Genomic DNA, 21,592 nt, shown 5'->3' with positions numbered 1-21,592 from the left:
CCACGTGCAAAAGGGGTGGGGGCACGCGGGGACGAGTACTCCCGAAGGCCGGGCCGGCGACGCGCCCGTCACGGACGCGGAGTGGGCCGAGTTCCTCCGCAGGGCCGAGGAGGGCGGGCGGGACGCGCCTGTGGAGCCGTCCGCGCGAGCGCGCATGGTGACCGGACGGCTGCGGGCGGAGGGGGGGCGCGACCGGGCCGGCGGCCCCGTGGAGGGACCGGCCCCGCAAGCGCCGGAGGCTCGCGCCGGTCCTCGCCGGCGTGGCCGTCATGGGGCTCGCCGTCGTCGGCATCTGGCCGGAGGTGGTCGTCGACCGGCTCTCGGGAGCCGTGTCCGCCACCGGTTCGGACGCCGCGCCGCTCGCGCCCGAGACCGCGCGACCCACCGCCGCGCCGCCCGGGGAACCGTTCCCGGACGCGCCGACGCTCGAGGAGCCGTTCCGGGGCTCGCCCGCGGTGGCCTGGGCGGACGGGGCCGCCGGGATCGAGGTTCCCGCGGCCAGGGCGGTCGGCGGAATGAGCGAGGACCAGGTCGCGCAGGCGCTGCGCAGCACGAAGGAACTGCTGGTCGCCTCGAACCTCGATCCCGCGACCCTCCGCGGCGGGCACCCGGCCGAGGCGCTGCGGCTGCTGGACCCGCTCCAGCAGGACGGCCGCGTCCTGCTGGAGAAGGGGCTGCGGGAGCCCAGCGAGGACCAGGACCCGCTGTGGCTGCTCAGCCGCTTCGACCCGGCCGAGGTGCGCGTGGTGGGTGAGGTCGTGAAGACCCGTGGCCGGATGACCTTCGGCAGAGGCGACCGTGACGGTTCCGTCGAGATCAAGGCCGACTACACCTTCGTCTACCCCTTGACCAAGGCGAAGCCGGGCGCGGACGAGGTGACACGGACGATCGTGCGCAGGGAGCTGACCGTCGCGGTGTACGACCCGGCGAAGACCGTGACCACTCCGGGCAGCCTGGTCGTCGTCGTGTGGAAGTCGAAGAGCGGGAACTCCGACTGCGCCAGGGACGGCGACGGATTTCTGCACCCTCAGTTCCGGCAGGACATGACGGGCCTGACCCCCGGCCCCTCCGGCCCTGCCGCGGACCCGTACGACCGCAGCAAGGACCTGGGCGCGCTGCCGGAGGAGTGCGGGACGGTGACGCGCACCTGATCCGGAAGGCGCCCGGAAGCGGCGCGTTCCGGCCCGGGCGGCCGCGCGGGGAGGACGTCGACACGGCCCCGGTGGGGAGGAGTTGAAGTCGTTCACCCGTTCGCGCAGGGAAGGTGCGGTCGTGGACGACCGGAAGCCCCGGACCGGAGGGCGCCGCCGGGCCCCATGCGCGCGGCGGTTTGACAGGCAAACCCCGCGGGGTAATGTCTTCGGCCCGATTGGCGCCCGTCACGGCCCGTATGGCAGACTGTCCGGGTTGCTCGGTTGAGTGCCGATGCTGCGCGCCTCCCGCCGGGAGGACCGGAAGCGAGTCCCACAGTACTCGTCACCCCTGATCAGGGGTGGAAGTACGGGAATCTTTCGGGAAGCGTGGGCGGGGCGCCTGCCAGGCACCCGGTGGGTGGTCACCCCCGGCTTCGTGGTCTCAGGGACCGCACCCCTTGGTTGGGAAATCCTTCGGGAGATCTGCGTAGAGGGACTGCGACACGCCCGACCGCGTGGGTCGGAGGAGACGGGAAGCCGCCGGGTTCCAGAGCGTTACGAGAGACAGGACTACGAAGTAGCCATGGCGGGACAGAAGATCCGCATCCGGCTCAAGGCCTACGACCACGAGGTCATCGACTCCTCGGCGAAGAAGATCGTCGAGACGGTGACCCGCACTGGTGCGTCGGTCGCGGGCCCGGTGCCGCTGCCCACTGAGAAGAACGTGTACTGCGTCATCAAGTCGCCGCACAAGTACAAGGACTCGCGCGAGCACTTCGAGATGCGCACGCACAAGCGCCTCATCGACATCCTCGACCCGACCCCCAAGACCGTTGACTCTCTGATGCGACTCGACCTTCCGGCCGGTGTCGACATCGAGATCAAGCTCTGAGGCCGGTGATCTGAGAGATGGCTAAGCAGATCAAGGGAATCCTGGGCGAGAAGCTCGGCATGACGCAGGTGTGGGACGAGAACAACCGCGTTGTTCCGGTCACCGTCGTCAAGGCCGGCCCCAACGTCGTCACCCAGGTTCGTACGAACGACGTCGACGGCTACGAGTCGGTCCAGATCGCCTTCGGCGAGATCGACCCGCGCAAGGTGAACAAGCCCCTCAAGGGCCACTTCGCCAAGGCCGACGTCACCCCCCGTCGCCACCTCGTCGAGATCCGCACCGCGGACGCCTCCGAGTACGCGCTCGGCCAGGAGATCACCGCTGAGGTGTTCGAGGCCGGCGTCAAGGTCGACGTGACCGGCAAGAGCAAGGGCAAGGGCTTCGCCGGTGTCATGAAGCGCCACAACTTCCGTGGCCTGGGCGCCGGACACGGCACCCAGCGCAAGCACCGCTCTCCCGGTTCCATCGGTGGCTGCGCCACCCCGGGCCGTGTGTTCAAGGGCCTCCGTATGGCGGGCCGCATGGGCAACGAGCGGGTCACCACCCAGAACCTGACCGTCCACGCCGTTGACGCGGAGAAGGGTCTGCTGCTCATCAAGGGCGCGGTTCCCGGTCCGAACGGCGGCCTCGTCCTGGTCCGTACCGCGGCCAAGGGGGCCTGAGGTAACCGATGAGCACCATTGACATCCTTTCGCCCGCTGGCGACAAGGCCGGTAGCGTCGAGCTCCCCGCGGAGATCTTCGACGCCAAGGTCAGCGTTCCGCTGATCCACCAGGTCGTCGTCGCGCAGCTGGCCGCTGCCCGTCAGGGCACGCACAAGACCAAGACTCGCGGCGAGGTCCGTGGTGGTGGCAAGAAGCCTTACCGCCAGAAGGGCACCGGCCGCGCCCGTCAGGGTTCGACCCGTGCGCCGCAGTTCGCCGGCGGTGGCGTCGTCCACGGCCCCGTGCCGCGTGACTACTCCCAGCGGACCCCGAAGAAGATGAAGGCCGCCGCCCTGCGCGGTGCCCTCACCGACCGGGCCCGCAACTCCCGCATCCACGTCGTCTCCGGCGTGGTCGAGGGCGAGGTCTCCACCAAGGCCGCCAAGACGCTGCTCGGCAAGATCTCGGAGCGCAAGAACCTGCTCCTGATCGCCGAGCGCAGCGACGAGGCCGCGTGGCTGTCCGCCCGCAACCTGCCCCAGGTGCACATCCTGGAGCCGGGCCAGCTGAACACGTACGACGTGCTCGTCTCCGACGACGTGGTCTTCACCCAGGCCGCCTTCGAGTCCTTCGTGTCCGGCCCCAAGGCCAACGACAATGAGGGGAGCGAGGCCTGATGGCCGAGATCACCAGCAAGACCTTCTCCGACCCGCGTGACCTTCTGGTCAAGCCGGTCGTCTCGGAGAAGAGCTACGCGCTGCTGGACGAGAACAAGTACACGTTCATCGTCGCGCCCAACGCCAACAAGACCCAGATCAAGCAGGCCGTCGAGGCGGTCTTCTCGGTCAAGGTCACCGGGGTGAACACGATCAACCGCCAGGGCAAGCGCAAGCGCACCCGCACCGGTTTCGGCAAGCGCGCCAACACCAAGCGCGCCATCGTGACCCTCGCCGAGGGCGACCGTATCGACATCTTCGGCCAGGCCTCCTAACGGAGACCTTGGTCCGATATCGGACGAGGACTGAGAAATGGGTATCCGCAAGTACAAGCCGACGACTCCGGGCCGTCGTGGCTCCAGCGTCGCCGACTTCGTCGAGATCACGCGGTCCACGCCGGAGAAGTCGCTGGTCCGCCCCCTGCACAGCAAGGGCGGCCGTAACAACGCCGGTCGTGTGACCGTTCGCCACCAGGGTGGTGGCCACAAGCGCGCCTACCGCGTGATCGACTTCCGTCGTCACGACAAGGACGGCGTGCCGGCCAAGGTCGCGCACATCGAGTACGACCCCAACCGCACCGCGCGCATCGCGCTGCTGCACTACGCGGACGGCGAGAAGCGCTACATCCTCGCCCCGCGCGGTCTGTCGCAGGGTGACCGGATCGAGAACGGCCCCGGTGCCGACATCAAGCCCGGCAACAACCTGGCGCTGCGCAACATCCCCGTCGGTACGACCCTGCACGCCATCGAGCTGCGGCCCGGCGGCGGCGCGAAGTTCGCCCGCTCCGCGGGTGCCTCCGTGCAGCTGCTGGCGAAGGAGGGCTCCATGGCCCACCTGCGCATGCCGTCCGGTGAGATCCGCCTGGTCGACGTCCGCTGCCGCGCCACTGTCGGCGAGGTCGGCAACGCCGAGCAGTCGAACATCAACTGGGGCAAGGCCGGCCGTATGCGCTGGAAGGGCGTTCGCCCGACCGTCCGCGGTGTCGCCATGAACCCGGTCGACCACCCGCACGGTGGTGGTGAGGGCAAGACCTCCGGTGGTCGCCACCCGGTCTCCCCCTGGGGTCAGAAGGAGGGTCGTACTCGTTCTCCCAAGAAGGCGAGCAACAAGTACATCGTCCGCCGCCGCAAGACGAACAAGAAGCGCTAGGAGCGGGTTTAGATGCCGCGCAGTCTCAAGAAGGGGCCCTTCGTCGACGACCACCTGATCAAGAAGGTGGACGCCCAGAACGAAGCAGGCACCAAGAACGTCATCAAGACCTGGTCCCGTCGCTCGATGATCGTCCCGGCCATGCTGGGCCACACGATCGCGGTGCACAACGGCAAGACCCACGTCCCGGTGTTCGTCACCGAGTCGATGGTCGGCCACAAGCTCGGCGAGTTCTCGCCGACTCGCACCTTCCGCGGCCACGTCAAGGACGACCGGAAGTCGAAGCGCCGCTAATCGCGGGGTGGAACGACTATGACTTACACCGAAGGGACAACCATGGAAGCCAGGGCCCAGGCGCGGTACATCCGCGTCACGCCCATGAAGGCCCGCCGCGTGGTGGACCTCATCCGTGGCATGGATGCCACGGAGGCTCAGGCGGTCCTGCGTTTCGCCCCGCAGGCCGCGAGCGTGCCGGTCGGCAAGGTGCTGGACAGCGCCATCGCCAACGCCGCGCACAACTACGACCACACGGACGCCTCCTCGCTGTTCATCAGCGAGGCGTACGTCGACGAGGGCCCGACCCTGAAGCGGTTCCGTCCGCGCGCCCAGGGCCGTGCCTACCGGATCCGCAAGCGGACCAGCCACATCACCGTGGTCGTCAGCAGCAAGGAAGGAACCCGGTAATGGGCCAGAAGGTAAACCCGCACGGGTTCCGGCTCGGCATCACCACGGACTTCAAGTCCCGCTGGTACGCCGACAAGCTGTACAAGGACTACGTCAAGGAAGACGTCGCCATCCGTCGGATGATGACGTCCGGCATGGAGCGCGCCGGCATCTCCAAGGTCGAGATCGAGCGCACCCGTGACCGCGTGCGGGTGGACATCCACACCGCGCGTCCCGGCATCGTCATCGGCCGCCGTGGCGCCGAGGCCGACCGCATCCGCGGCGACCTCGAGAAGCTCACGGGCAAGCAGGTCCAGCTGAACATCCTCGAGGTCAAGAACCCCGAGGTCGACGCTCAGCTCGTGGCCCAGGCCGTTGCCGAGCAGCTGTCCTCCCGCGTCTCCTTCCGCCGGGCCATGCGCAAGAGCATGCAGTCCGCCATGAAGGCCGGCGCCAAGGGCATCAAGATCCAGTGTGGCGGCCGTCTCGGCGGCGCCGAGATGTCGCGCTCGGAGTTCTACCGCGAGGGCCGTGTGCCGCTGCACACGCTCCGCGCGAACGTCGAGTACGGCTTCTTCGAGGCCAAGACGACCTTCGGCCGCATCGGCGTGAAGGTCTGGATCTACAAGGGCGACGTCAAGAACATCGCCGAGGTCCGCGCCGAGAACGCCGCTGCCCGCGCCGGCAACCGCCCGGCCCGTGGCGGCTCCGACCGCCCGGCCCGTGGTGGCCGTGGTGGCGAGCGTGGCGGTCGCGGTCGCAAGCCGCAGCAGCAGTCCGCGCCGGCTGCCGAGGCCCCCAAGGCCGACGCTCCCGCCGCCGCTCCGGCTGCTGAGAGCACCGGAACGGAGGCCTGACCGAAATGCTGATCCCCCGCAGGGTCAAGCACCGCAAGCAGCACCACCCCAAGCGCCGCGGTATGGCCAAGGGTGGTACGACGGTTGCGTTCGGCGAGTACGGCATTCAGGCCATGACTCCGGCGTACGTGACCAACCGCCAGATCGAGGCGGCTCGTATCGCGATGACCCGCCACATCAAGCGTGGCGGCAAGGTCTGGATCAACATCTACCCGGACCGCCCGCTGACGAAGAAGCCTGCCGAGACCCGCATGGGTTCCGGTAAGGGTTCCCCGGAGTGGTGGGTCGCGAACGTGCACCCGGGCCGGGTCATGTTCGAGCTGTCCTACCCGAACGAGAAGATTGCACGTGAGGCTCTGACTCGCGCCGCCCACAAGCTGCCGATGAAGTGCCGGATCGTCAAGCGCGAGGCAGGTGAAGCGTGATGTCGGCCGGTACCAAGGCGTCCGAGCTGCGCGAGCTGGGCAACGAGGAGCTTGTTGCCAAGCTCCGCGAGGCCAAGGAAGAGCTGTTCAACCTCCGCTTCCAGGCGGCGACCGGTCAGCTCGAGAACCACGGCCGGCTTAAGGCCGTCCGCAAGGACATCGCCCGGATCTACACCCTGATGCGTGAGCGCGAGCTGGGCATCGAGACGGTGGAGAACGCCTGATGAGCGAGAGCAACGTGACCGAGAACAAGACCGAGCGCGGCTTCCGCAAGACCCGTGAGGGTCTGGTCGTCAGCGACAAGATGGACAAGACCGTCGTCGTCGCCGTCGAGGACCGCGTCAAGCACGCGCTGTACGGCAAGGTCATCCGCCGTACCAACAAGCTCAAGGCGCACGACGAGCAGAACGCCGCGGGTGTCGGCGACCGCGTCCTCCTGATGGAGACCCGGCCGCTGTCCGCGACGAAGCGCTGGCGCGTCGTCGAGATCCTCGAGAAGGCCAAGTAATTTTGCGGGGGGCCCTCCCTGGAAAGGGAGTGCTCCCCCGCATGCCCCCCGCTGGGGGAACCCCTCCGGGGGCGCTGCCCCAGCACTAAGTTCCGCCAGGCTCGGCGGGGGTCGTCTCCTTCGGGAGCAGCCCCCGCCGGGAACCGGCAGACGATCAGGAGATAGACGTGATCCAGCAGGAGTCGCGACTTCGCGTCGCCGACAACACTGGTGCCAAGGAGATCCTTTGCATCCGTGTTCTCGGTGGCTCGGGTCGCCGCTACGCGGGCATCGGTGACGTCATCGTCGCCACCGTCAAGGACGCGATCCCCGGTGGCAACGTGAAGAAGGGTGACGTCGTCAAGGCGGTCATCGTTCGCACCGTCAAGGAGCGCCGCCGCCAGGACGGCTCGTACATCCGCTTCGACGAGAACGCCGCCGTCATTCTGAAGAACGACGGCGACCCTCGCGGCACCCGTATCTTCGGCCCCGTGGGCCGTGAGCTGCGCGAGAAGAAGTTCATGAAGATCATCTCGCTCGCGCCGGAGGTGCTGTAAGCATGAAGATCAAGAAGGGCGACCTGGTCCAGGTCATCACCGGCAAGGACAAGGGCAAGCAGGGCAAGGTCATCGCCGCTTTCCCGCGTGACGAGCGCGTCCTGGTCGAGGGTGTCAACCGGGTCAAGAAGCACACGAAGGCCAACCAGCCGGGTCGTGCCTCGCAGGCCGGCGGCATCGTCACCACCGAGGCCCCCATCCACGTCAGCAACGTTCAGCTGGTCGTGGAGAAGGACGGCAAGAAGGTCGTGACCCGCGTCGGTTACCGCTTCGACGACGAGGGCAACAAGATCCGCGTTGCCAAGCGGACGGGTGAGGACATCTGATGGCTACCACCACCACTCCGCGTCTCAAGACGAAGTACCGCGAGGAGATCGCGGGCAAGCTGCGTGAGGAGTTCTCGTACGAGAACGTCATGCAGGTTCCCGGCCTCGTGAAGATCGTGGTCAACATGGGTGTGGGCGACGCCGCCCGCGACTCCAAGCTGATCGAGGGCGCCATCCGCGACCTCACCACGATCACCGGTCAGAAGCCGGCCGTCACCAAGGCCCGCAAGTCCATCGCGCAGTTCAAGCTGCGTGAGGGCCAGCCGATCGGTGCCCACGTCACGCTCCGTGGCGACCGCATGTGGGAGTTCCTGGACCGCACCCTGTCGCTCGCGCTGCCGCGCATCCGCGACTTCCGCGGTCTGTCCCCGAAGCAGTTCGACGGCCGTGGCAACTACACCTTCGGTCTCACGGAGCAGGTCATGTTCCACGAGATCGACCAGGACAAGATCGACCGCGTCCGGGGTATGGACATCACCGTGGTCACCACGGCGACCAACGACGCTGAGGGCCGTGCCCTTCTCCGTCACCTCGGCTTCCCGTTCAAGGAGGCGTAAGCGAGATGGCGAAGAAGGCTCTGATTGCCAAGGCTGCTCGTAAGCCCAAGTTCGGTGTGCGTGCGTACACCCGCTGCCAGCGCTGCGGCCGTCCGCACTCCGTGTACCGCAAGTTCGGCCTGTGCCGCGTGTGCCTCCGTGAGATGGCTCACCGTGGCGAGCTGCCGGGCGTGACCAAGAGCTCCTGGTAGTACCCAGTCCAGTCCGTCGGCCCGAAGGGCCGCCCTTGAGGGGCGGCGGTCGGGCGACGGGTGGGCGGGATTACCAGAGGCTCTCGGTAAGCAACGGGTCGGCGGGGCCCTCCCTCACATGCCGTAGGCTTGTGGGGTTGGGCGCCCGCCGCCCTGAACGACTTACTACGCCGTAGGTCCCCGCGCCGCACCCGTCCCGCCCCTGTGCGGGGAGAGGGATGGCGCATACAGGAAACCCCGGCGAGAGAGGCCGAAGGCCAATTCATGACCATGACTGATCCGATCGCGGACATGCTGACCCGTCTGCGTAACGCGAACTCGGCGTACCACGACTCCGTGACGATGCCGCACAGCAAGATCAAGTCGCACATCGCGGAGATCCTCCAGCAGGAGGGCTTCATCACGGGCTGGAAGGTCGAGGACGCCGAGGTCGGCAAGAACCTCGTTCTCGAGCTGAAGTTCGGCCCGAACCGTGAGCGCTCCATCGCGGGCATCAAGCGGATCTCCAAGCCCGGTCTCCGGGTCTACGCGAAGTCCACCAACCTGCCGAAGGTGCTCGGCGGCCTGGGCGTGGCCATCATCTCCACGTCGCACGGGCTCCTCACCGACAAGCAGGCCAGCAAGAAGGGTGTGGGCGGGGAAGTCCTCGCCTACGTCTGGTAGTCGGGAACGGAGGAGAAGAACAATGTCGCGTATCGGCAAGCTCCCCATCTCGGTTCCCGCCGGCGTGGATGTCACCATCGATGGCCGTACGGTCCAGGTGAAGGGTCCCAAGGGCTCCCTGACCCACACCGTTGCCGCGCCGATCGAGATCGCGAAGGGTGAGGACGGCGTCATCAACGTCACCCGCCCCAACGACGAGCGTCAGAACAAGGCCCTTCACGGCCTGTCCCGCACGCTGGTGGCCAACATGATCACCGGTGTGACCCAGGGATACACCAAGGCGCTCGAGATCAGCGGTGTCGGTTACCGCGTTGCCGCGAAGGGCTCCAACCTGGAGTTCCAGCTCGGCTACAGCCACCCGATCCTGGTGGAGGCCCCCGAGGGCATCTCCTTCAAGGTCGAGTCGCCGACCAAGTTCTCGGTCGAGGGCATCGACAAGCAGAAGGTCGGCGAGGTCGCCGCGAACATCCGCAAGCTGCGCAAGCCCGACCCGTACAAGGCCAAGGGCGTGAAGTACGCGGGCGAGGTCATCCGCCGCAAGGTCGGAAAGGCTGGTAAGTAAGCCATGGCATACGGCGTGAAGATTGCCAAGGGCAAGGCCTACAAGGGCGCTTCCCTGAAGCGTCGCCACATCCGCATCCGCAAGAAGATCTCGGGTACGGCGGAGCGTCCGCGTCTCGTCGTCACCCGGTCCAACCGCGGCATCACCGCTCAGGTCATCGACGACCTCAAGGGCCACACCGTGGCGTCGGCGTCCACCCTGGACGCTTCCATCCGCGGCGGCGAGGGCGACAAGTCGGCGAAGGCGAAGCAGGTCGGCCAGCTCGTGGCCGAGCGTGCGAAGGCCGCCGGCGTCGAGGCTGTCGTGTTCGACCGTGGCGGCAACCAGTACGCCGGGCGCATCGCCGCCCTGGCCGACGCCGCCCGCGAAGCCGGGCTCAAGTTCTGAGCCGGTTCCGTAGCTAGCGGAATAGAGAGAGGTAAATCCAATGGCTGGACCCCAGCGCCGCGGCAGCGGTGCCGGTGGCGGCGAGCGGCGGGACCGGAAGGGCCGTGACGGCGGCGCTGCTGCCGCCGAGAAGACCGCGTACGTTGAGCGCGTTGTCGCGATCAACCGCGTCGCCAAGGTTGTGAAGGGTGGTCGTCGCTTCAGCTTCACCGCGCTGGTCGTGGTGGGCGATGGTGACGGCACCGTGGGTGTCGGTTACGGCAAGGCCAAGGAGGTGCCGGCCGCCATCGCCAAGGGCGTTGAGGAGGCCAAGAAGCACTTCTTCAAGGTCCCGCGTATCCAGGGCACCATCCCGCACCCGATCACGGGCGAGAAGGCCGCGGGCGTCGTCCTGCTCAAGCCTGCTTCCCCCGGTACCGGTGTTATCGCCGGTGGCCCGGTGCGTGCCGTGCTCGAGTGCGCCGGCGTTCACGACATCCTGTCGAAGTCGCTCGGCTCGTCCAACGCGATCAACATCGTGCACGCGACGGTGGAGGCCCTGAAGGGTCTGCAGCGTCCCGAGGAGATCGCGGCCCGCCGCGGTCTGCCGCTCGAGGACGTGGCCCCCGCGGCTCTGCTTCGTGCGCGCGCCGGTGCGGGAGCGGGTGCGTAATGGCCCGCCTCAAGATCACGCAGACGAAGTCGTACATCGGCAGCAAGCAGAACCACCGTGACACGCTGCGTTCGCTTGGCCTGAAGAGGGTCAACGACGTGGTCGTCAAGGAGGACCGCCCCGAGTTCCGCGGAATGGTGCACACCGTCCGCCACCTCGTGACGGTCGAGGAGGTCGACTGATCATGGCGGAGCAGAACCCGCTGAAGATCCACAACCTCCGTCCCGCCCCGGGCGCCAAGACCGCCAAGACCCGTGTGGGTCGTGGTGAGGCGTCGAAGGGTAAGACGGCCGGTCGTGGTACCAAGGGCACGAAGGCCCGTTACCAGGTTCCGGAGCGCTTCGAGGGCGGCCAGATGCCGCTCCACATGCGCCTCCCGAAGCTGAAGGGCTTCAAGAACCCGTTCAAGACCGAGTTCCAGGTCGTGAACCTGGACAAGCTCGCTGCCCTCTACCCCGAGGGTGGCGAGGTCACGGTCGCCGACCTGGTCGCCAAGGGCGCGGTTCGCAAGAACCAGCTCGTCAAGGTGCTCGGCCAGGGCGATGTCTCCGTGGCGCTGCAGGTGACGGTCGACGCCGTCTCCGGCTCCGCCAAGGAGAAGATCACCGCCGCCGGCGGCACCGTCACCGAGCTCGTCTGAGACGAGCCGATGGCCTGAACACCAACCGGGGATGCTCTGAAACGGGGCATCCCCGGTTGGTCGTTCCAAGGGGGGCACACTCGCCGGTAAGGTGGCGTGCGTTGTTGCTGTTATCCCCGGGGGGCGACCCCCACGCCGTGACGGAGGCCCGCAGGGCTCCCGGAGCGGTTCTTGTCTCATACGAATTCGTCGAACCTCAAGACCGTCACCTCTGACGCTTTGCGCGGGGGTCGCAGGAGGCACCGTGCTCACCGCGTTCGCCCGGGCGTTCAAGACGCCCGACCTGCGCAAGAAGCTGCTCTTCACGCTCGGCATCATCGTGCTGTACCGGCTCGGCGCGCACATCCCGGTGCCCGGCGTCAGCTATGAGAACGTCCAGATCTGTGTGGACCAGGCCTCGAAGAACAACAGCAGCCTCTTCGGCCTCGTCAACATGTTCAGCGGCGGAGCCCTGCTGCAGATCACGATCTTCGCGCTCGGCATCATGCCGTACATCACGGCGAGCATCATCCTGCAGCTGCTGACCGTGGTGATCCCGCGTCTGGAGGCCCTCAAGAAGGAGGGCCAGTCCGGCACCGCGAAGATCACGCAGTACACGCGTTACCTCACGGTCGCGCTGGCCGTGCTGCAGGGCACCGGTCTCGTGGCCACGGCCCGCAGCGGTGCGCTGTTCTCCGGCTGTCAGGTGGCCAACGAGATCGTCCCCGATCAGTCGATCTTCGTGACCGCCACCATGGTGATCACCATGACCGCCGGCACCGCCGTGGTCATGTGGCTCGGCGAGCTGATCACGGACCGCGGCATCGGCAACGGCATGTCCATCCTGATGTTCATCTCCATCGCCGCCGGTTTCCCCGGCGCGCTGTGGGCCATCAAGGAGAGCGGCAAGCTCGCCAAGGGCTGGATCGAGTTCGGCACGGTCATCCTGATCGGCTTCGTGATGGTGGCGCTCGTCGTCTTCGTCGAGCAGGCCCAGCGCCGCATCCCGGTCCAGTACGCGAAGCGCATGATCGGCCGCAGGTCGTACGGCGGTACGTCCACATACATCCCGCTCAAGGTGAACCAGGCGGGTGTGATTCCCGTCATCTTCGCCTCGTCGCTGCTCTACATCCCGGCGTTGATCGCGCAGTTCTCGAACTCCAACGCCGGATGGAAAACCTGGATCGAAGCGCACTTCGTCAAGGGTGACCACCCCTACTACATCGCGACGTACTTCCTTCTGATCGTGTTCTTCGCCTTCTTCTACGTGGCGATCTCGTTCAACCCCGAGGAAGTCGCGGACAACATGAAGAAGTATGGTGGCTTCATCCCGGGTATCCGGGCTGGTCGACCTACCGCCGAGTATCTGAGCTACGTGCTCAACCGGATCACCTGGCCGGGCTCGCTGTATCTGGGTCTGATCGCTCTTGTGCCGACGATGGCGTTGGCCGGCTTCGGTGGTGCGAACCAGAACTTCCCGTTCGGTGGCACCAGCATCCTCATCATCGTGGGTGTCGGTCTCGAGACCGTGAAGCAGATCGAGAGCCAGCTCCAGCAGCGCAACTACGAAGGGTTCCTCCGCTGATGCGAATCGTCCTCGTCGGGCCGCCCGGTGCAGGCAAGGGAACGCAGGCCGCGTTCCTTGCCAAGAACCTGTCGATCCCGCACATCTCCACGGGCGACCTGTTCCGGGCCAACATCAGCAAGGGCACGGACCTGGGCAAGCAGGCCAAGGCGTACATGGACGCCGGCAACCTGGTGCCCGACGAGGTCACCATCGGGATGGCACGGGACCGGATGGCCCAGCCGGACGCCCAGGGGGGCTTTCTGCTGGACGGCTTCCCGCGGAACGTGTCCCAGGCCGAGGCGCTCGACGCCGCGCTCGCGTCGGACGGCGTGAAGCTGGACGCCGTGCTGGACCTGGAGGTCCCGGAGGACGAGGTCGTCAAGCGGATCGCGGGCCGCCGCATCTGCCGCAACGACAGCGCACACGTCTTCCACGTCACCTACAGCGCGCCGAAGACCGAGGGCGTCTGCGACGTCTGCGGCGGTGACCTGTACCAGCGCGACGACGACTCCGAGGAGACCGTGCGCAAGCGGCTCGAGGTCTACCACACGCAGACCGAGCCGATCATCGACCACTACCGGGCCCAGGGCCTGCTGGTGACCATCTCCGCGCTCGGCAAGGTCGACGAGGTGACCGAGCGCGCGATGGAGGCTCTGCAGACGGACCGGGCCGCCCAGGCCTGACCCGCAGTACCTCCGACCGATCGCCATACGGCCGCGGTGTCCCCAGGACGCCGCGGCCGTATCGTTGATTACCCAGGCATTCCGCCGAACCACTCTCCGACTCTGAAAGGCGCCGGCCCTCATGGTGCAGATCAAGACCCCCGAGCAGATCGCGAAGATGCGTGAGGCGGGGCTGGTCGTCGCCGCCATCCACGCGGCGACCCGTGAGGCGGCGGTCCCCGGCGCCACGACGAAGGACCTGGACGAGGTCGCCCGCAAGGTGATCGCCGACCACGGGGCCAAGTCGAACTTCCTGGGGTACGGCGGTTTCCCCGCCACCATCTGCACTTCGGTGAACGAGGTCGTCGTCCACGGCATCCCGGACGCGAAGACTGTCCTCAAGGACGGCGACGTCATCTCCATCGACGCCGGGGCGATCGTGGACGGCTGGCACGGCGACGCGGCGTTCACCGCTTTCGTCGGCGGGGGTCACGCCCCGGAGCTGATCGAGCTCTCCCGGGTGACCGAGGAGTCCATGTGGGCCGGTATCGCCGCCATGAAGAGCGGCAACCGGCTGGTCGACGTCTCCCGTGCGATCGAGACCTACATCCGCCGCCAGCCGAAGCCGGGCGGCGGCCGGTACGGGATCATCGAGGACTACGGCGGCCACGGCATCGGCACCGAGATGCACATGGACCCGCACCTGCTGAACTACGTGAGCCGCAAGCGCGGCAAGGGCCCGAAGCTGGTCCCGGGCTTCTGCCTGGCGATCGAGCCGATGGTGTCGCTCGGCACCCCGCACACCGAGGTGCTTTCCGACGACTGGACCGTGATCACCACGGACGGCACCTGGTCCTCGCACTGGGAGCACTCGGTGGCTCTGACCGAGGAGGGCCCGCTGGTGCTGACGGCCGTCGACGGCGGCCGCGCGAAGCTGGCGGAGCTGGGTGTCACGGCGGCGCCGGACCCGCTGGCCTGAGCCGGGCGGCGCGGCACACCGGGGGCGGCGGGGGAGACCCTGCGGCCCCCGTTCTGCTTAAGGATCTCTCACCTTGGGCAAACTCCCCGGATTCGTCTTTTCCAGGGGCCTGACGTAGACTGATGCGTCGGCTCGCGTGTACCCGTATGTCCGCTTGCGGTCGCAGGGTGACAAGAGCCGATCAAGGTAGCCGATTCGAAGGGCGAAGCGTGGCCAAGAAGCAAGGTGCCATCGAGATCGAGGGCACCGTGATCGAGTCCCTGCCGAACGCCATGTTCAAGGTGGAACTCCAGAACGGTCACAAGGTCCTCGCGCACATCTCCGGCAAGATGCGGATGCACTACATCCGAATCCTTCCGGACGACCGGGTCGTGGTGGAGCTTTCTCCGTACGACCTGACGCGTGGGCGGATCGTCTACCGCTACAAGTAGATCTTGCCCTCACCCCTCCCGAGGGGTGGTGGCACTGACCCGGAGAACCTCACATCCCATGAAGGTCAAGCCGAGCGTCAAGAAGATCTGCGACAAGTGCAAGGTGATCCGCCGCCACGGCCGGGTCATGGTCATCTGCGACAACCTGCGCCACAAGCAGCGCCAGGGCTGACGCACGCCGACCTGCACTTCGCAGATCTTCGCGCGACGCGAGCAAAACACGTTCACCAGCAGAGCCCGCCCAGTCCGCAAGGACCGGCGGCACCTCCGGCGGGGGCCGGGGACCGGGACGTACCACCTCTCCTTCGGGAGCGGTCGGCGGCCCGGGACGGTTCTGCTGCAGACCCCCGAACACCACAGGAGCCATTGAATGGCACGCGTTTCCGGTGTTGACATCCCGCGCGACAAGCGCGTGGAGGTCGCACTCACCTACGTCTTCGGCATCGGCCGCACCCTGGCGAAGGAGACCCTCGCCGCGACCGGTGTGAACCCGAACACCCGCGTTCGTGACCTGGCCGAAGAGGACCTCGTCAAGATCCGCGAGTACGTGGACGCCAACCTCAAGACCGAGGGTGACCTCCGTCGCGAGATCCAGGCCGACATCCGCCGCAAGGTCGAGATCGGCTGCTACCAGGGTCTCCGTCACCGCCGCGGTCTGCCGGTCCACGGTCAGCGCACCAGCACGAACGCCCGTACCCGCAAGGGCCCGCGTCGCGCCATCGCCGGCAAGAAGAAGCCGGGCAAGAAGTAGTCCTCAGCAGGACGCTCTACCAGCGGTCTTCGCTGTAGGACCGACCACCTCCACGGGAGAAATACATGCCCCCCAAGGGACGCCAGGGCGCCGTCAAGAAGGTGCGCCGCAAGGAAAAGAAGAACGTCGCTCACGGCCACGCGCACATCAAGAGCACGTTCAACAACACGATCGTCTCGATCACGGACCCCAGCGGCAACGTGATCTCCTGGGCCTCCGCCGGCCACGTCGGCTTCAAGGGCTCGCGCAAGTCCACCCCCTTCGCCGCGCAGATGGCCGCCGAGTCGGCCGCCCGCCGCGCGCAGGAGCACGGCATGCGCAAGGTCGACGTGTTCGTCAAGGGTCCGGGCTCCGGCCGTGAGACCGCGATCCGTTCCCTCCAGGCCACCGGCCTCGAGGTCGGCTCCATCCAGGACGTCACCCCGACGCCGCACAACGGCTGCCGTCCCCCCAAGCGCCGCCGCGTCTGACGCGTCGCCGCTGTACGGCTGACCCCTAGCGACGGCGCGTCCGACGCGTCGACGCTCGGGCCGAGGCTTCGGGCGGTACGGCCCCTTGTGGGACGTGCCGCCCGTACCCTTGCAGTACGCAGTATTTTTGAGAGCCGGGCCTCCGCCCGGTCGAGTCGGGCGTCAAATAGCGGGCGCCCATGACTGAAGGATCACAGACATGCTGATCGCTCAGCGTCCCTCGCTGACCGAAGAGGTCGTCGACGAGTACCGCTCCCGGTTCGTGATCGAGCCGCTGGAGCCGGGCTTCGGCTACACCCTCGGCAACTCCCTCCGCCGTACGCTCCTCTCCTCGATCCCGGGTGCGGCCGTCACGTCCATCCGGATCGACGGTGTCCTGCACGAGTTCACCACCGTGCCGGGCGTCAAGGAGGACGTCACCGACCTCATCCTGAACATCAAGCAGCTGGTCGTCTCCTCGGAGCACGACGAGCCGGTCGTGATGTACCTGCGCAAGCAGGGCCCGGGTCTGGTCACCGCCGCCGACATCGCGCCCCCGGCCGGTGTCGAGGTCCACAACCCCGACCTGGTCCTGGCCACGCTGAACGGCAAGGGCAAGCTGGAGATGGAGCTGACCGTCGAGCGCGGTCGCGGCTACGTCTCCGCCGTGCAGAACAAGCAGGTGGGCCAGGAGATCGGCCGCATCCCGGTCGACTCCATCTACTCGCCGGTGCTCAAGGTCACGTACAAGGTCGAGGCGACCCGTGTCGAGCAGCGCACCGACTTCGACAAGCTGATCGTCGACGTCGAGACCAAGCAGGCCATGCGCCCGCGCGACGCCATGGCGTCCGCCGGCAAGACCCTGGTCGAGCTGTTCGGTCTGGCGCGCGAGCTCAACATCGACGCCGAGGGCATCGACATGGGCCCGTCCCCGACGGATGCCGCTCTGGCCGCCGACCTGGCGCTGCCGATCGAGGAGCTGGAGCTCACCGTCCGCTCCTACAACTGCCTCAAGCGCGAGGGCATCCACTCCGTGGGTGAGCTCGTCGCCCGCTCCGAGGCCGACCTCCTCGACATCCGCAACTTCGGTGCGAAGTCGATCGACGAGGTCAAGGCGAAGCTGGCCGGCATGGGCCTGGCCCTCAAGGACAGCCCGCCCGGATTCGACCCGACCGCCGCCGCCGACGCCTTCGGCGCCGACGACGACGCGGACGCCGGTTTCGTCGAGACCGAGCAGTACTGAGCACCTCCCGGCGGGGTGCGGGGCGCATCGCCCCGCACCCCGCCGGGGTGGCTGCTTCCGGGGCACCGCCCCGGGCCCCGGGCGCGAGCCCGGTACAGATGTCCCCGGCACCGCCGGGGGGTGCGCGAGGGGCGCGAGCCCTTCGCACAGGCTGACACCGGTACCTGACACGGCCGGTGCAGATCACGAGGAGAAGAACCATGCCGAAGCCCGCCAAGGGTGCCCGTCTGGGCGGCAGCGCCGCGCACGAGAAGCTGCTTCTCGCGAACCTCGCGAAGTCGCTCTTCGAGCACGGCCGCATCACCACGACCGAGGCCAAGGCCCGCCGCCTGCGTCCGGTCGCCGAGCGCCTGATCACGAAGGCGAAGAAGGGCGACATCCACAACCGTCGCCTGGTGCTGCAGACGATCACGGACAAGAGCATCGTCCACACGCTCTTCACCGAGATCGCCCCGCGCTACGCCGAGCGTCCGGGTGGCTACACCCGGATCACCAAGATCGGCAACCGCCGTGGTGACAACGCGCCGATGGCCGTGATCGAGCTCGTCGAGGGCGAGATCGCGAAGAAGGCCACCGTCGCCGAGGCCGAGGCCGCCACCAAGCGTGCGGTCAAGGAAGCCGACGAGGCCAAGGCCGAGGAGACCAAGGCCGAGGACTCCGCCGAGGCTCCGGCCGAGGAGTCGAAGGACGCCTGAGGCGTTCCGCGACGCTTTGACGGCTGATGGACGGGCCCGTTCCCCTTTTCTGGGGGCGGGCCCGTTCCGTTGACAGGACGTGAGAGGCACACAAGACGTGAGCGATGACGTGAGGCCCGGTTTCGTACGGGTGCGGCTGGACCTGTCCTACGACGGCAGGGACTTCTCGGGCTGGGCCCGGCAGACGCGTGGGCAGCGGACGGTCCAGGGCGAGATCGAGGACGCGATCCGTACCGTCACGCGTTCGCAGGACACGTACGAACTGACCGTCGCCGGCCGCACGGACGCGGGAGTGCACGCCCGCGGCCAGGTCGCGCACGTCGATCTGCCGCAGGAACTCTGGGACGGGCAACGGGACAAGCTGCTGCGGCGGCTCGCCGGCCGGCTGTCCCACGACGTCCGGGTGTGGAAGGCCGAGGAGGCCCCCGCCGGATTCAACGCCCGCTTCTCGGCCATCTGGCGGCGCTACGCGTACCGCGTCACGGACCATCCGGCCGGAGTCGACCCGCTCCTGCGCGGCCATGTGCTGTGGCACGACTGGCCGCTGGACGTGGACGCCATGAACGCGGCGGCCGAACGGCTCCTCGGGGAGCACGACTTCGCCGCTTACTGCAAGAAGCGCGAGGGCGCCACCACCATCCGCACGCTCCGGGAACTGCGCTGGGAGCGGGACGCGGCCGGGATCCTGACCGCGACCGTGAAGGCCGACGCCTTCTGCCACAACATGGTCCGCTCGCTCGTCGGCGCGATGCTGTTCGTCGGTGACGGCCACCGCCCCGCGGACTGGCCGGCGAAGGTCCTGGCCGCCGGGGTCCGTGACTCGGCGGTCCACGTCGTACGGCCGCACGGGCTCACGCTGGAGGAAGTCGGCTATCCCGCCGACGAGCTGCTGGCCGCCAGGAACCTGGAGGCGCGGAACCGGCGCACGCTGCCGGCTCGCGGCGCCGGGGCGTCCGGCTGCTGCTGAGCCGGCGGCTGCCCGAACCCTCGGTCGCCGCTCAGTCCTTCGCCCACGTCGTGAGGAGGCCCGACAGGGCCTTCGCCGCCTCCTTCGTCTCCGGACCGCCGTCCCTGGCGCGGGGAGCGAGTTCCACATGGACGAACGTGGCGTGCCGGCGCTGTGCTTCCCTGCCCTGGACGTTCGTGGTGCCCTCCAGGGGGCAGGGCGCGGACCAGCCCCGGCAGACGCGGAGCCCCTCCGCCGCCATGCGGTCGGCCAGGGCCGCGACCTCGCCGGGCGCGCTCTCCGCGGCGCCGGTGGAGATCACTGCGTCGTAGGGGCGGTCGGAGGATTTGGCGAAGCCGTGCAACTGGACGCCGGGCACACCGCGTTCCTGGAGTTCCCGGACGATGGTGTGGAAGGCGCTGTCCTCGCGGTGCGCGACGTCCGCCGCGCCCCCGCGGCCCGCTTCGCGGTGGGCGCCGGCCAGTACCAGTGCGCCTCCGGGAGCGTCCTCCAGCAGCCGTACCCCGAGCGACTCGGTGTTCCGGTCGGAGACCGGGTGCGGCACCTGTGCGCTCCAGCGGACGCCGGAGTCGGCGCTGACGTAGAGCCGGCCCCAGCGGGCGCTCCTGCCCGGGCGGAGAGCGGCGACCTCGTCGTAGCGCCGGCCGGAGTCGGTGTCCGTGAGCCGGGTGATGCCCAGGCCGATGGGGGCGAGCAGCCGCTCGGCCTCCCTCGCGTCGCCCGCGAGGAGACGGCCGACGCCCTTGGCCAGCTGTTCACGCTGCCGCTCGTCGGGCGCAGCGTAGGGCGTGTCGGGACCGAACTCCGCCGTGTAGGAGAGGATCCGGCTGCGAAGATCCACCAGTTCCCGGGCAGTCGGGTTCGAGGTCTCAGGGGCCTCGCCCGGTGTGGACTGACAGCCCACCAGCGCCAGCACCAAACCCACTTGAACGATAATGTGCGCGAAAAGTGATGTTCTTGTAATGGTAATTTCGCTTCCGGTCTCTGTGGTCATGTGATCCTAAGCCGGTGACATTCCGTAAGTCTCTCCGCATGGCTCGGTATCTGACGGTTCCCACGGTAATCGCCGTTCTGACCGCCGGGTGTGCCTCGGGTACCCCGGAGTCACCGGGCAAGGCGGGGGGACGCGCCTTCACCGTCGCGGCCTCCGGCGACGTGCTCGTCCATCCGGAGCTGGTGGAGCAGGCGACGAAGGACGCGGAGGAGACCGGCAAAGGGGAAGCCGGTCTGGACTTCGGGCCGATGTTCGCCGGGGTGAAGCCGGTCATCAGCAAGGCCGACCTGGCGATCTGTCACATGGAGACCCCCGTCGGAGAGCCCAGGGGTCCCTTCCAGGGCTACCCGGAGTTCCTGGTGCCGCCGCAGGTCCTGACAAGCCTGAAGGACGTGGGCTACGACACCTGCTCGACGGCCTCCAACCACACCTTCGACCACGGCTTCAAGGCCGTGAAGCGCACCCTGGACGCCATGGACAAGGTGGGCCTCGGGCACACCGGTTCGGCGCGCACGCCCGAGGAAGCGGAGCGGCTCAACATCCGTGACGTCAACGGCGTCAAGGTCGCCCATCTCTCCTACTCCTGGGAATCCTTCGTGCACCCCACGCCGGAGAAGCAGAGGTGGGTGCTCAACCGGACGGATCCGTCGAAGATCAAGAAGTCCGAGGCCAGGGCCCGGGCCCAGGGCGCCGAGGTGGTGATCCTCTCCATCCACTGGGGCGCGGAATACTACAACGAGCCGGGCGTCGCCCAGTTGCGGCTCGCCCAGTGGCTCACCGAGGAGACCGGGATCGACCTCGTGATCGGGCACCACTCGCACGTGGTCCAGCCGATTCAGAAGGTGAACGGCACCTGGGTCGCCTACAGCCTCGGCAACCAGGTGGCCCGGCACTCCTCGCCCGCGGGGATCACCGAGGAGGGGGCGATCGGCTGGTTCGAGTTCCGGGAGGCGGCCGACGGGTGGGACGTCACCGCCCGCTACCGCACCACGCTGGTGGAGATCCCGCCGGAGGTGGAGCCCGGAGAGAAGCTGCCCGCAGGCGCGGTCGAGGACCACCGGGTCGTGGACGTCAGGCACGTGCTCGACAATCCGGGCGAGCTGTCGGAGGACCGGCTCGCCCGCTACCGGCTGGCGGCGGACCGCACGATGGGCTTCCTCTTCAACCGCGGGGCCCCGGACGGCGACGGGCTGGCCGAGCTTCCACTCGGGACGTGAGCGGCAACACAGACCGTTCCGCTCGGGAGCGCACAACCCGGGCGTGATTGAGAAGTCTCAGTAGTGGCGGCGTCCGGCGGCCACGACAGCGACGGTCGCGTCGAGCGCCGCGCATCCGTAGAAACCAGGGGAAGAGCACCGGTGACATCGAGCCATG

34 protein-coding genes are annotated in these 21,592 nt (G+C 68.0%); 33 read left to right on the top strand and 1 reads right to left on the bottom strand.

Annotated elements, in window-relative coordinates:
- Positions 1-269 precede the first annotated feature (269 nt).
- From BLT82_RS19150 to truA, 32 genes are all read left to right on the top strand, one after another.
- A complete protein-coding gene (locus tag BLT82_RS19150) occupies positions 270-1,151 on the top strand; it encodes a hypothetical protein (protein ID WP_244292042.1) in 882 nt (293 codons plus the stop codon).
- A gap of 565 nt (positions 1,152-1,716) precedes the next feature.
- Entirely contained in the window at positions 1,717-2,025 is a 309-nt protein-coding gene (gene rpsJ, locus BLT82_RS19145) for a 30S ribosomal protein S10 (RefSeq protein WP_003948644.1), read from the top strand.
- A gap of 17 nt (positions 2,026-2,042) precedes the next feature.
- Positions 2,043-2,687: a 50S ribosomal protein L3 gene (gene rplC / locus BLT82_RS19140; protein WP_093656392.1), complete on the top strand. Its 645-nt coding sequence runs from the start codon at positions 2,043-2,045 to the stop codon at positions 2,685-2,687.
- Between the two features lie 8 nt (positions 2,688-2,695).
- The gene (gene rplD, locus BLT82_RS19135) at positions 2,696-3,346 is read left to right on the top strand and encodes a 50S ribosomal protein L4 (RefSeq protein ID WP_093656390.1); all 651 of its coding nucleotides are present in this window, start codon (positions 2,696-2,698) and stop codon (positions 3,344-3,346) included.
- On the top strand, positions 3,346-3,660 hold the full coding sequence (rplW, locus tag BLT82_RS19130; RefSeq protein ID WP_093656388.1) for a 50S ribosomal protein L23: 315 nt from the start codon (positions 3,346-3,348) through the stop codon (positions 3,658-3,660). Before rplD ends, rplW begins: the two co-directional genes overlap by 1 nt.
- Before the next feature lie 37 nt (positions 3,661-3,697).
- On the top strand, positions 3,698-4,534 hold the full coding sequence (gene rplB / locus BLT82_RS19125) for a 50S ribosomal protein L2 (RefSeq protein WP_017949662.1): 837 nt from the start codon (positions 3,698-3,700) through the stop codon (positions 4,532-4,534).
- Positions 4,535-4,546: 12 nt separating this feature from the next.
- Positions 4,547-4,828, top strand: a complete 282-nt coding sequence (rpsS, locus tag BLT82_RS19120; protein WP_017949661.1) for a 30S ribosomal protein S19 — start codon at positions 4,547-4,549, stop codon at positions 4,826-4,828.
- Between the two features lie 42 nt (positions 4,829-4,870).
- Positions 4,871-5,218, top strand: coding sequence for a 50S ribosomal protein L22 (rplV, locus tag BLT82_RS19115; protein WP_009327087.1), 348 nt, complete (start codon positions 4,871-4,873; stop codon positions 5,216-5,218).
- Entirely contained in the window at positions 5,218-6,054 is an 837-nt protein-coding gene (gene rpsC, locus BLT82_RS19110) for a 30S ribosomal protein S3 (RefSeq protein ID WP_093656386.1), read from the top strand. The genes rplV and rpsC overlap by 1 nt, the downstream gene beginning before the upstream one ends.
- A gap of 5 nt (positions 6,055-6,059) precedes the next feature.
- The gene (rplP, locus tag BLT82_RS19105) at positions 6,060-6,479 is read left to right on the top strand and encodes a 50S ribosomal protein L16 (RefSeq protein ID WP_005313579.1); all 420 of its coding nucleotides are present in this window, start codon (positions 6,060-6,062) and stop codon (positions 6,477-6,479) included.
- Entirely contained in the window at positions 6,479-6,703 is a 225-nt protein-coding gene (rpmC, locus tag BLT82_RS19100) for a 50S ribosomal protein L29 (RefSeq protein WP_030759371.1), read from the top strand. Before rplP ends, rpmC begins: the two co-directional genes overlap by 1 nt.
- Entirely contained in the window at positions 6,703-6,987 is a 285-nt protein-coding gene (gene rpsQ, locus BLT82_RS19095; protein WP_093656384.1) for a 30S ribosomal protein S17, read from the top strand. The genes rpmC and rpsQ overlap by 1 nt, the downstream gene beginning before the upstream one ends.
- A 167-nt stretch (positions 6,988-7,154) precedes the next feature.
- Positions 7,155-7,523 (top strand): 50S ribosomal protein L14, encoded by a 369-nt coding sequence (gene rplN / locus BLT82_RS19090; RefSeq protein WP_003956455.1) that lies wholly within the window; start codon positions 7,155-7,157, stop codon positions 7,521-7,523.
- A gap of 2 nt (positions 7,524-7,525) precedes the next feature.
- On the top strand, positions 7,526-7,849 hold the full coding sequence (rplX, locus tag BLT82_RS19085; RefSeq protein WP_017949655.1) for a 50S ribosomal protein L24: 324 nt from the start codon (positions 7,526-7,528) through the stop codon (positions 7,847-7,849).
- Positions 7,849-8,406, top strand: a complete 558-nt coding sequence (gene rplE / locus BLT82_RS19080) for a 50S ribosomal protein L5 (RefSeq protein WP_019329632.1) — start codon at positions 7,849-7,851, stop codon at positions 8,404-8,406. Before rplX ends, rplE begins: the two co-directional genes overlap by 1 nt.
- A gap of 5 nt (positions 8,407-8,411) precedes the next feature.
- Positions 8,412-8,597 carry a type Z 30S ribosomal protein S14 gene (locus BLT82_RS19075; RefSeq protein ID WP_003956452.1) on the top strand — a complete coding sequence of 62 codons (186 nt, stop codon included), beginning with the start codon at positions 8,412-8,414 and terminating at the stop codon, positions 8,595-8,597.
- Positions 8,598-8,861: 264 nt separating this feature from the next.
- On the top strand, positions 8,862-9,260 hold the full coding sequence (gene rpsH, locus BLT82_RS19065; RefSeq protein ID WP_017949652.1) for a 30S ribosomal protein S8: 399 nt from the start codon (positions 8,862-8,864) through the stop codon (positions 9,258-9,260).
- 22 nt (positions 9,261-9,282) lie between these two features.
- Positions 9,283-9,822, top strand: coding sequence for a 50S ribosomal protein L6 (gene rplF / locus BLT82_RS19060; protein ID WP_093656382.1), 540 nt, complete (start codon positions 9,283-9,285; stop codon positions 9,820-9,822).
- 3 nt (positions 9,823-9,825) lie between these two features.
- Complete coding sequence (gene rplR / locus BLT82_RS19055) at positions 9,826-10,209, top strand: 50S ribosomal protein L18 (protein WP_093656380.1); 384 nt, start codon at positions 9,826-9,828, stop codon at positions 10,207-10,209.
- A 40-nt stretch (positions 10,210-10,249) separates the two neighbouring features.
- Positions 10,250-10,861: a 30S ribosomal protein S5 gene (gene rpsE, locus BLT82_RS19050; protein WP_093656378.1), complete on the top strand. Its 612-nt coding sequence runs from the start codon at positions 10,250-10,252 to the stop codon at positions 10,859-10,861.
- Positions 10,861-11,043: a 50S ribosomal protein L30 gene (gene rpmD / locus BLT82_RS19045; RefSeq protein WP_071273185.1), complete on the top strand. Its 183-nt coding sequence runs from the start codon at positions 10,861-10,863 to the stop codon at positions 11,041-11,043. Before rpsE ends, rpmD begins: the two co-directional genes overlap by 1 nt.
- A 2-nt stretch (positions 11,044-11,045) precedes the next feature.
- On the top strand, positions 11,046-11,501 hold the full coding sequence (gene rplO / locus BLT82_RS19040) for a 50S ribosomal protein L15 (protein WP_093656376.1): 456 nt from the start codon (positions 11,046-11,048) through the stop codon (positions 11,499-11,501).
- Between the two features lie 244 nt (positions 11,502-11,745).
- Positions 11,746-13,065: a preprotein translocase subunit SecY gene (secY, locus tag BLT82_RS19035; protein WP_093656374.1), complete on the top strand. Its 1,320-nt coding sequence runs from the start codon at positions 11,746-11,748 to the stop codon at positions 13,063-13,065.
- Positions 13,065-13,730 (top strand): adenylate kinase, encoded by a 666-nt coding sequence (locus BLT82_RS19030; protein WP_093656372.1) that lies wholly within the window; start codon positions 13,065-13,067, stop codon positions 13,728-13,730. The genes secY and BLT82_RS19030 overlap by 1 nt, the downstream gene beginning before the upstream one ends.
- A gap of 121 nt (positions 13,731-13,851) precedes the next feature.
- The gene (gene map, locus BLT82_RS19025; RefSeq protein WP_093656370.1) at positions 13,852-14,688 is read left to right on the top strand and encodes a type I methionyl aminopeptidase; all 837 of its coding nucleotides are present in this window, start codon (positions 13,852-13,854) and stop codon (positions 14,686-14,688) included.
- 209 nt (positions 14,689-14,897) lie between these two features.
- The gene (gene infA, locus BLT82_RS19020; protein WP_003956442.1) at positions 14,898-15,119 is read left to right on the top strand and encodes a translation initiation factor IF-1; all 222 of its coding nucleotides are present in this window, start codon (positions 14,898-14,900) and stop codon (positions 15,117-15,119) included.
- A gap of 58 nt (positions 15,120-15,177) precedes the next feature.
- A complete protein-coding gene (gene rpmJ / locus BLT82_RS19015; RefSeq protein WP_003956441.1) occupies positions 15,178-15,291 on the top strand; it encodes a 50S ribosomal protein L36 in 114 nt (37 codons plus the stop codon).
- Between the two features lie 198 nt (positions 15,292-15,489).
- Complete coding sequence (rpsM, locus tag BLT82_RS19010; RefSeq protein ID WP_093656368.1) at positions 15,490-15,870, top strand: 30S ribosomal protein S13; 381 nt, start codon at positions 15,490-15,492, stop codon at positions 15,868-15,870.
- Between the two features lie 65 nt (positions 15,871-15,935).
- Positions 15,936-16,340: a 30S ribosomal protein S11 gene (gene rpsK, locus BLT82_RS19005; protein WP_017949643.1), complete on the top strand. Its 405-nt coding sequence runs from the start codon at positions 15,936-15,938 to the stop codon at positions 16,338-16,340.
- 199 nt (positions 16,341-16,539) lie between these two features.
- Entirely contained in the window at positions 16,540-17,562 is a 1,023-nt protein-coding gene (locus BLT82_RS19000) for a DNA-directed RNA polymerase subunit alpha (protein ID WP_003956430.1), read from the top strand.
- Between the two features lie 200 nt (positions 17,563-17,762).
- Entirely contained in the window at positions 17,763-18,257 is a 495-nt protein-coding gene (gene rplQ, locus BLT82_RS18995) for a 50S ribosomal protein L17 (RefSeq protein WP_093656366.1), read from the top strand.
- Positions 18,258-18,354: 97 nt separating this feature from the next.
- Entirely contained in the window at positions 18,355-19,224 is an 870-nt protein-coding gene (gene truA / locus BLT82_RS18990) for a tRNA pseudouridine(38-40) synthase TruA (RefSeq protein ID WP_093656364.1), read from the top strand.
- A gap of 31 nt (positions 19,225-19,255) precedes the next feature.
- Here truA and BLT82_RS18985 read toward each other — a convergent pair whose 3' ends face one another.
- Positions 19,256-20,149 (bottom strand): hypothetical protein, encoded by an 894-nt coding sequence (locus BLT82_RS18985; RefSeq protein WP_167746038.1) that lies wholly within the window; start codon positions 20,147-20,149, stop codon positions 19,256-19,258.
- Between the two features lie 107 nt (positions 20,150-20,256).
- Here BLT82_RS18985 and BLT82_RS18980 point away from each other — a divergent pair, with 107 nt between their 5' ends.
- Positions 20,257-21,435, top strand: a complete 1,179-nt coding sequence (locus tag BLT82_RS18980; RefSeq protein WP_093656362.1) for a CapA family protein — start codon at positions 20,257-20,259, stop codon at positions 21,433-21,435.
- Positions 21,436-21,592: the final 157 nt, after the last annotated feature.

This window comes from Streptomyces wuyuanensis (genome assembly GCF_900103455.1).
Lineage (GTDB): Bacteria > Actinomycetota > Actinomycetes > Streptomycetales > Streptomycetaceae > Streptomyces > Streptomyces wuyuanensis.
Note: the sequence above shows the minus strand (reverse complement) of the source record. Positions and strands in the feature narration are given on the sequence as shown.

Coding starts and splice junctions, on each gene's coding strand:
- BLT82_RS19150 (WP_244292042.1), top strand. CDS start 270: ATGGGGCTCGCCGTCGTCGGCATCTGGCCGGAGGTGGTCGTCGACCGG.
- rpsJ (WP_003948644.1), top strand. CDS start 1,717: ATGGCGGGACAGAAGATCCGCATCCGGCTCAAGGCCTACGACCACGAG.
- rplC (WP_093656392.1), top strand. CDS start 2,043: ATGGCTAAGCAGATCAAGGGAATCCTGGGCGAGAAGCTCGGCATGACG.
- rplD (WP_093656390.1), top strand. CDS start 2,696: ATGAGCACCATTGACATCCTTTCGCCCGCTGGCGACAAGGCCGGTAGC.
- rplW (WP_093656388.1), top strand. CDS start 3,346: ATGGCCGAGATCACCAGCAAGACCTTCTCCGACCCGCGTGACCTTCTG.
- rplB (WP_017949662.1), top strand. CDS start 3,698: ATGGGTATCCGCAAGTACAAGCCGACGACTCCGGGCCGTCGTGGCTCC.
- rpsS (WP_017949661.1), top strand. CDS start 4,547: ATGCCGCGCAGTCTCAAGAAGGGGCCCTTCGTCGACGACCACCTGATC.
- rplV (WP_009327087.1), top strand. CDS start 4,871: ATGGAAGCCAGGGCCCAGGCGCGGTACATCCGCGTCACGCCCATGAAG.
- rpsC (WP_093656386.1), top strand. CDS start 5,218: ATGGGCCAGAAGGTAAACCCGCACGGGTTCCGGCTCGGCATCACCACG.
- rplP (WP_005313579.1), top strand. CDS start 6,060: ATGCTGATCCCCCGCAGGGTCAAGCACCGCAAGCAGCACCACCCCAAG.
- rpmC (WP_030759371.1), top strand. CDS start 6,479: ATGTCGGCCGGTACCAAGGCGTCCGAGCTGCGCGAGCTGGGCAACGAG.
- rpsQ (WP_093656384.1), top strand. CDS start 6,703: ATGAGCGAGAGCAACGTGACCGAGAACAAGACCGAGCGCGGCTTCCGC.
- rplX (WP_017949655.1), top strand. CDS start 7,526: ATGAAGATCAAGAAGGGCGACCTGGTCCAGGTCATCACCGGCAAGGAC.
- rplE (WP_019329632.1), top strand. CDS start 7,849: ATGGCTACCACCACCACTCCGCGTCTCAAGACGAAGTACCGCGAGGAG.
- BLT82_RS19075 (WP_003956452.1), top strand. CDS start 8,412: ATGGCGAAGAAGGCTCTGATTGCCAAGGCTGCTCGTAAGCCCAAGTTC.
- rpsH (WP_017949652.1), top strand. CDS start 8,862: ATGACCATGACTGATCCGATCGCGGACATGCTGACCCGTCTGCGTAAC.
- rplF (WP_093656382.1), top strand. CDS start 9,283: ATGTCGCGTATCGGCAAGCTCCCCATCTCGGTTCCCGCCGGCGTGGAT.
- rplR (WP_093656380.1), top strand. CDS start 9,826: ATGGCATACGGCGTGAAGATTGCCAAGGGCAAGGCCTACAAGGGCGCT.
- rpsE (WP_093656378.1), top strand. CDS start 10,250: ATGGCTGGACCCCAGCGCCGCGGCAGCGGTGCCGGTGGCGGCGAGCGG.
- rpmD (WP_071273185.1), top strand. CDS start 10,861: ATGGCCCGCCTCAAGATCACGCAGACGAAGTCGTACATCGGCAGCAAG.
- rplO (WP_093656376.1), top strand. CDS start 11,046: ATGGCGGAGCAGAACCCGCTGAAGATCCACAACCTCCGTCCCGCCCCG.
- BLT82_RS19030 (WP_093656372.1), top strand. CDS start 13,065: ATGCGAATCGTCCTCGTCGGGCCGCCCGGTGCAGGCAAGGGAACGCAG.
- map (WP_093656370.1), top strand. CDS start 13,852: ATGGTGCAGATCAAGACCCCCGAGCAGATCGCGAAGATGCGTGAGGCG.
- rpmJ (WP_003956441.1), top strand. CDS start 15,178: ATGAAGGTCAAGCCGAGCGTCAAGAAGATCTGCGACAAGTGCAAGGTG.
- rpsM (WP_093656368.1), top strand. CDS start 15,490: ATGGCACGCGTTTCCGGTGTTGACATCCCGCGCGACAAGCGCGTGGAG.
- rpsK (WP_017949643.1), top strand. CDS start 15,936: ATGCCCCCCAAGGGACGCCAGGGCGCCGTCAAGAAGGTGCGCCGCAAG.
- BLT82_RS19000 (WP_003956430.1), top strand. CDS start 16,540: ATGCTGATCGCTCAGCGTCCCTCGCTGACCGAAGAGGTCGTCGACGAG.
- rplQ (WP_093656366.1), top strand. CDS start 17,763: ATGCCGAAGCCCGCCAAGGGTGCCCGTCTGGGCGGCAGCGCCGCGCAC.
- BLT82_RS18980 (WP_093656362.1), top strand. CDS start 20,257: ATGGCTCGGTATCTGACGGTTCCCACGGTAATCGCCGTTCTGACCGCC.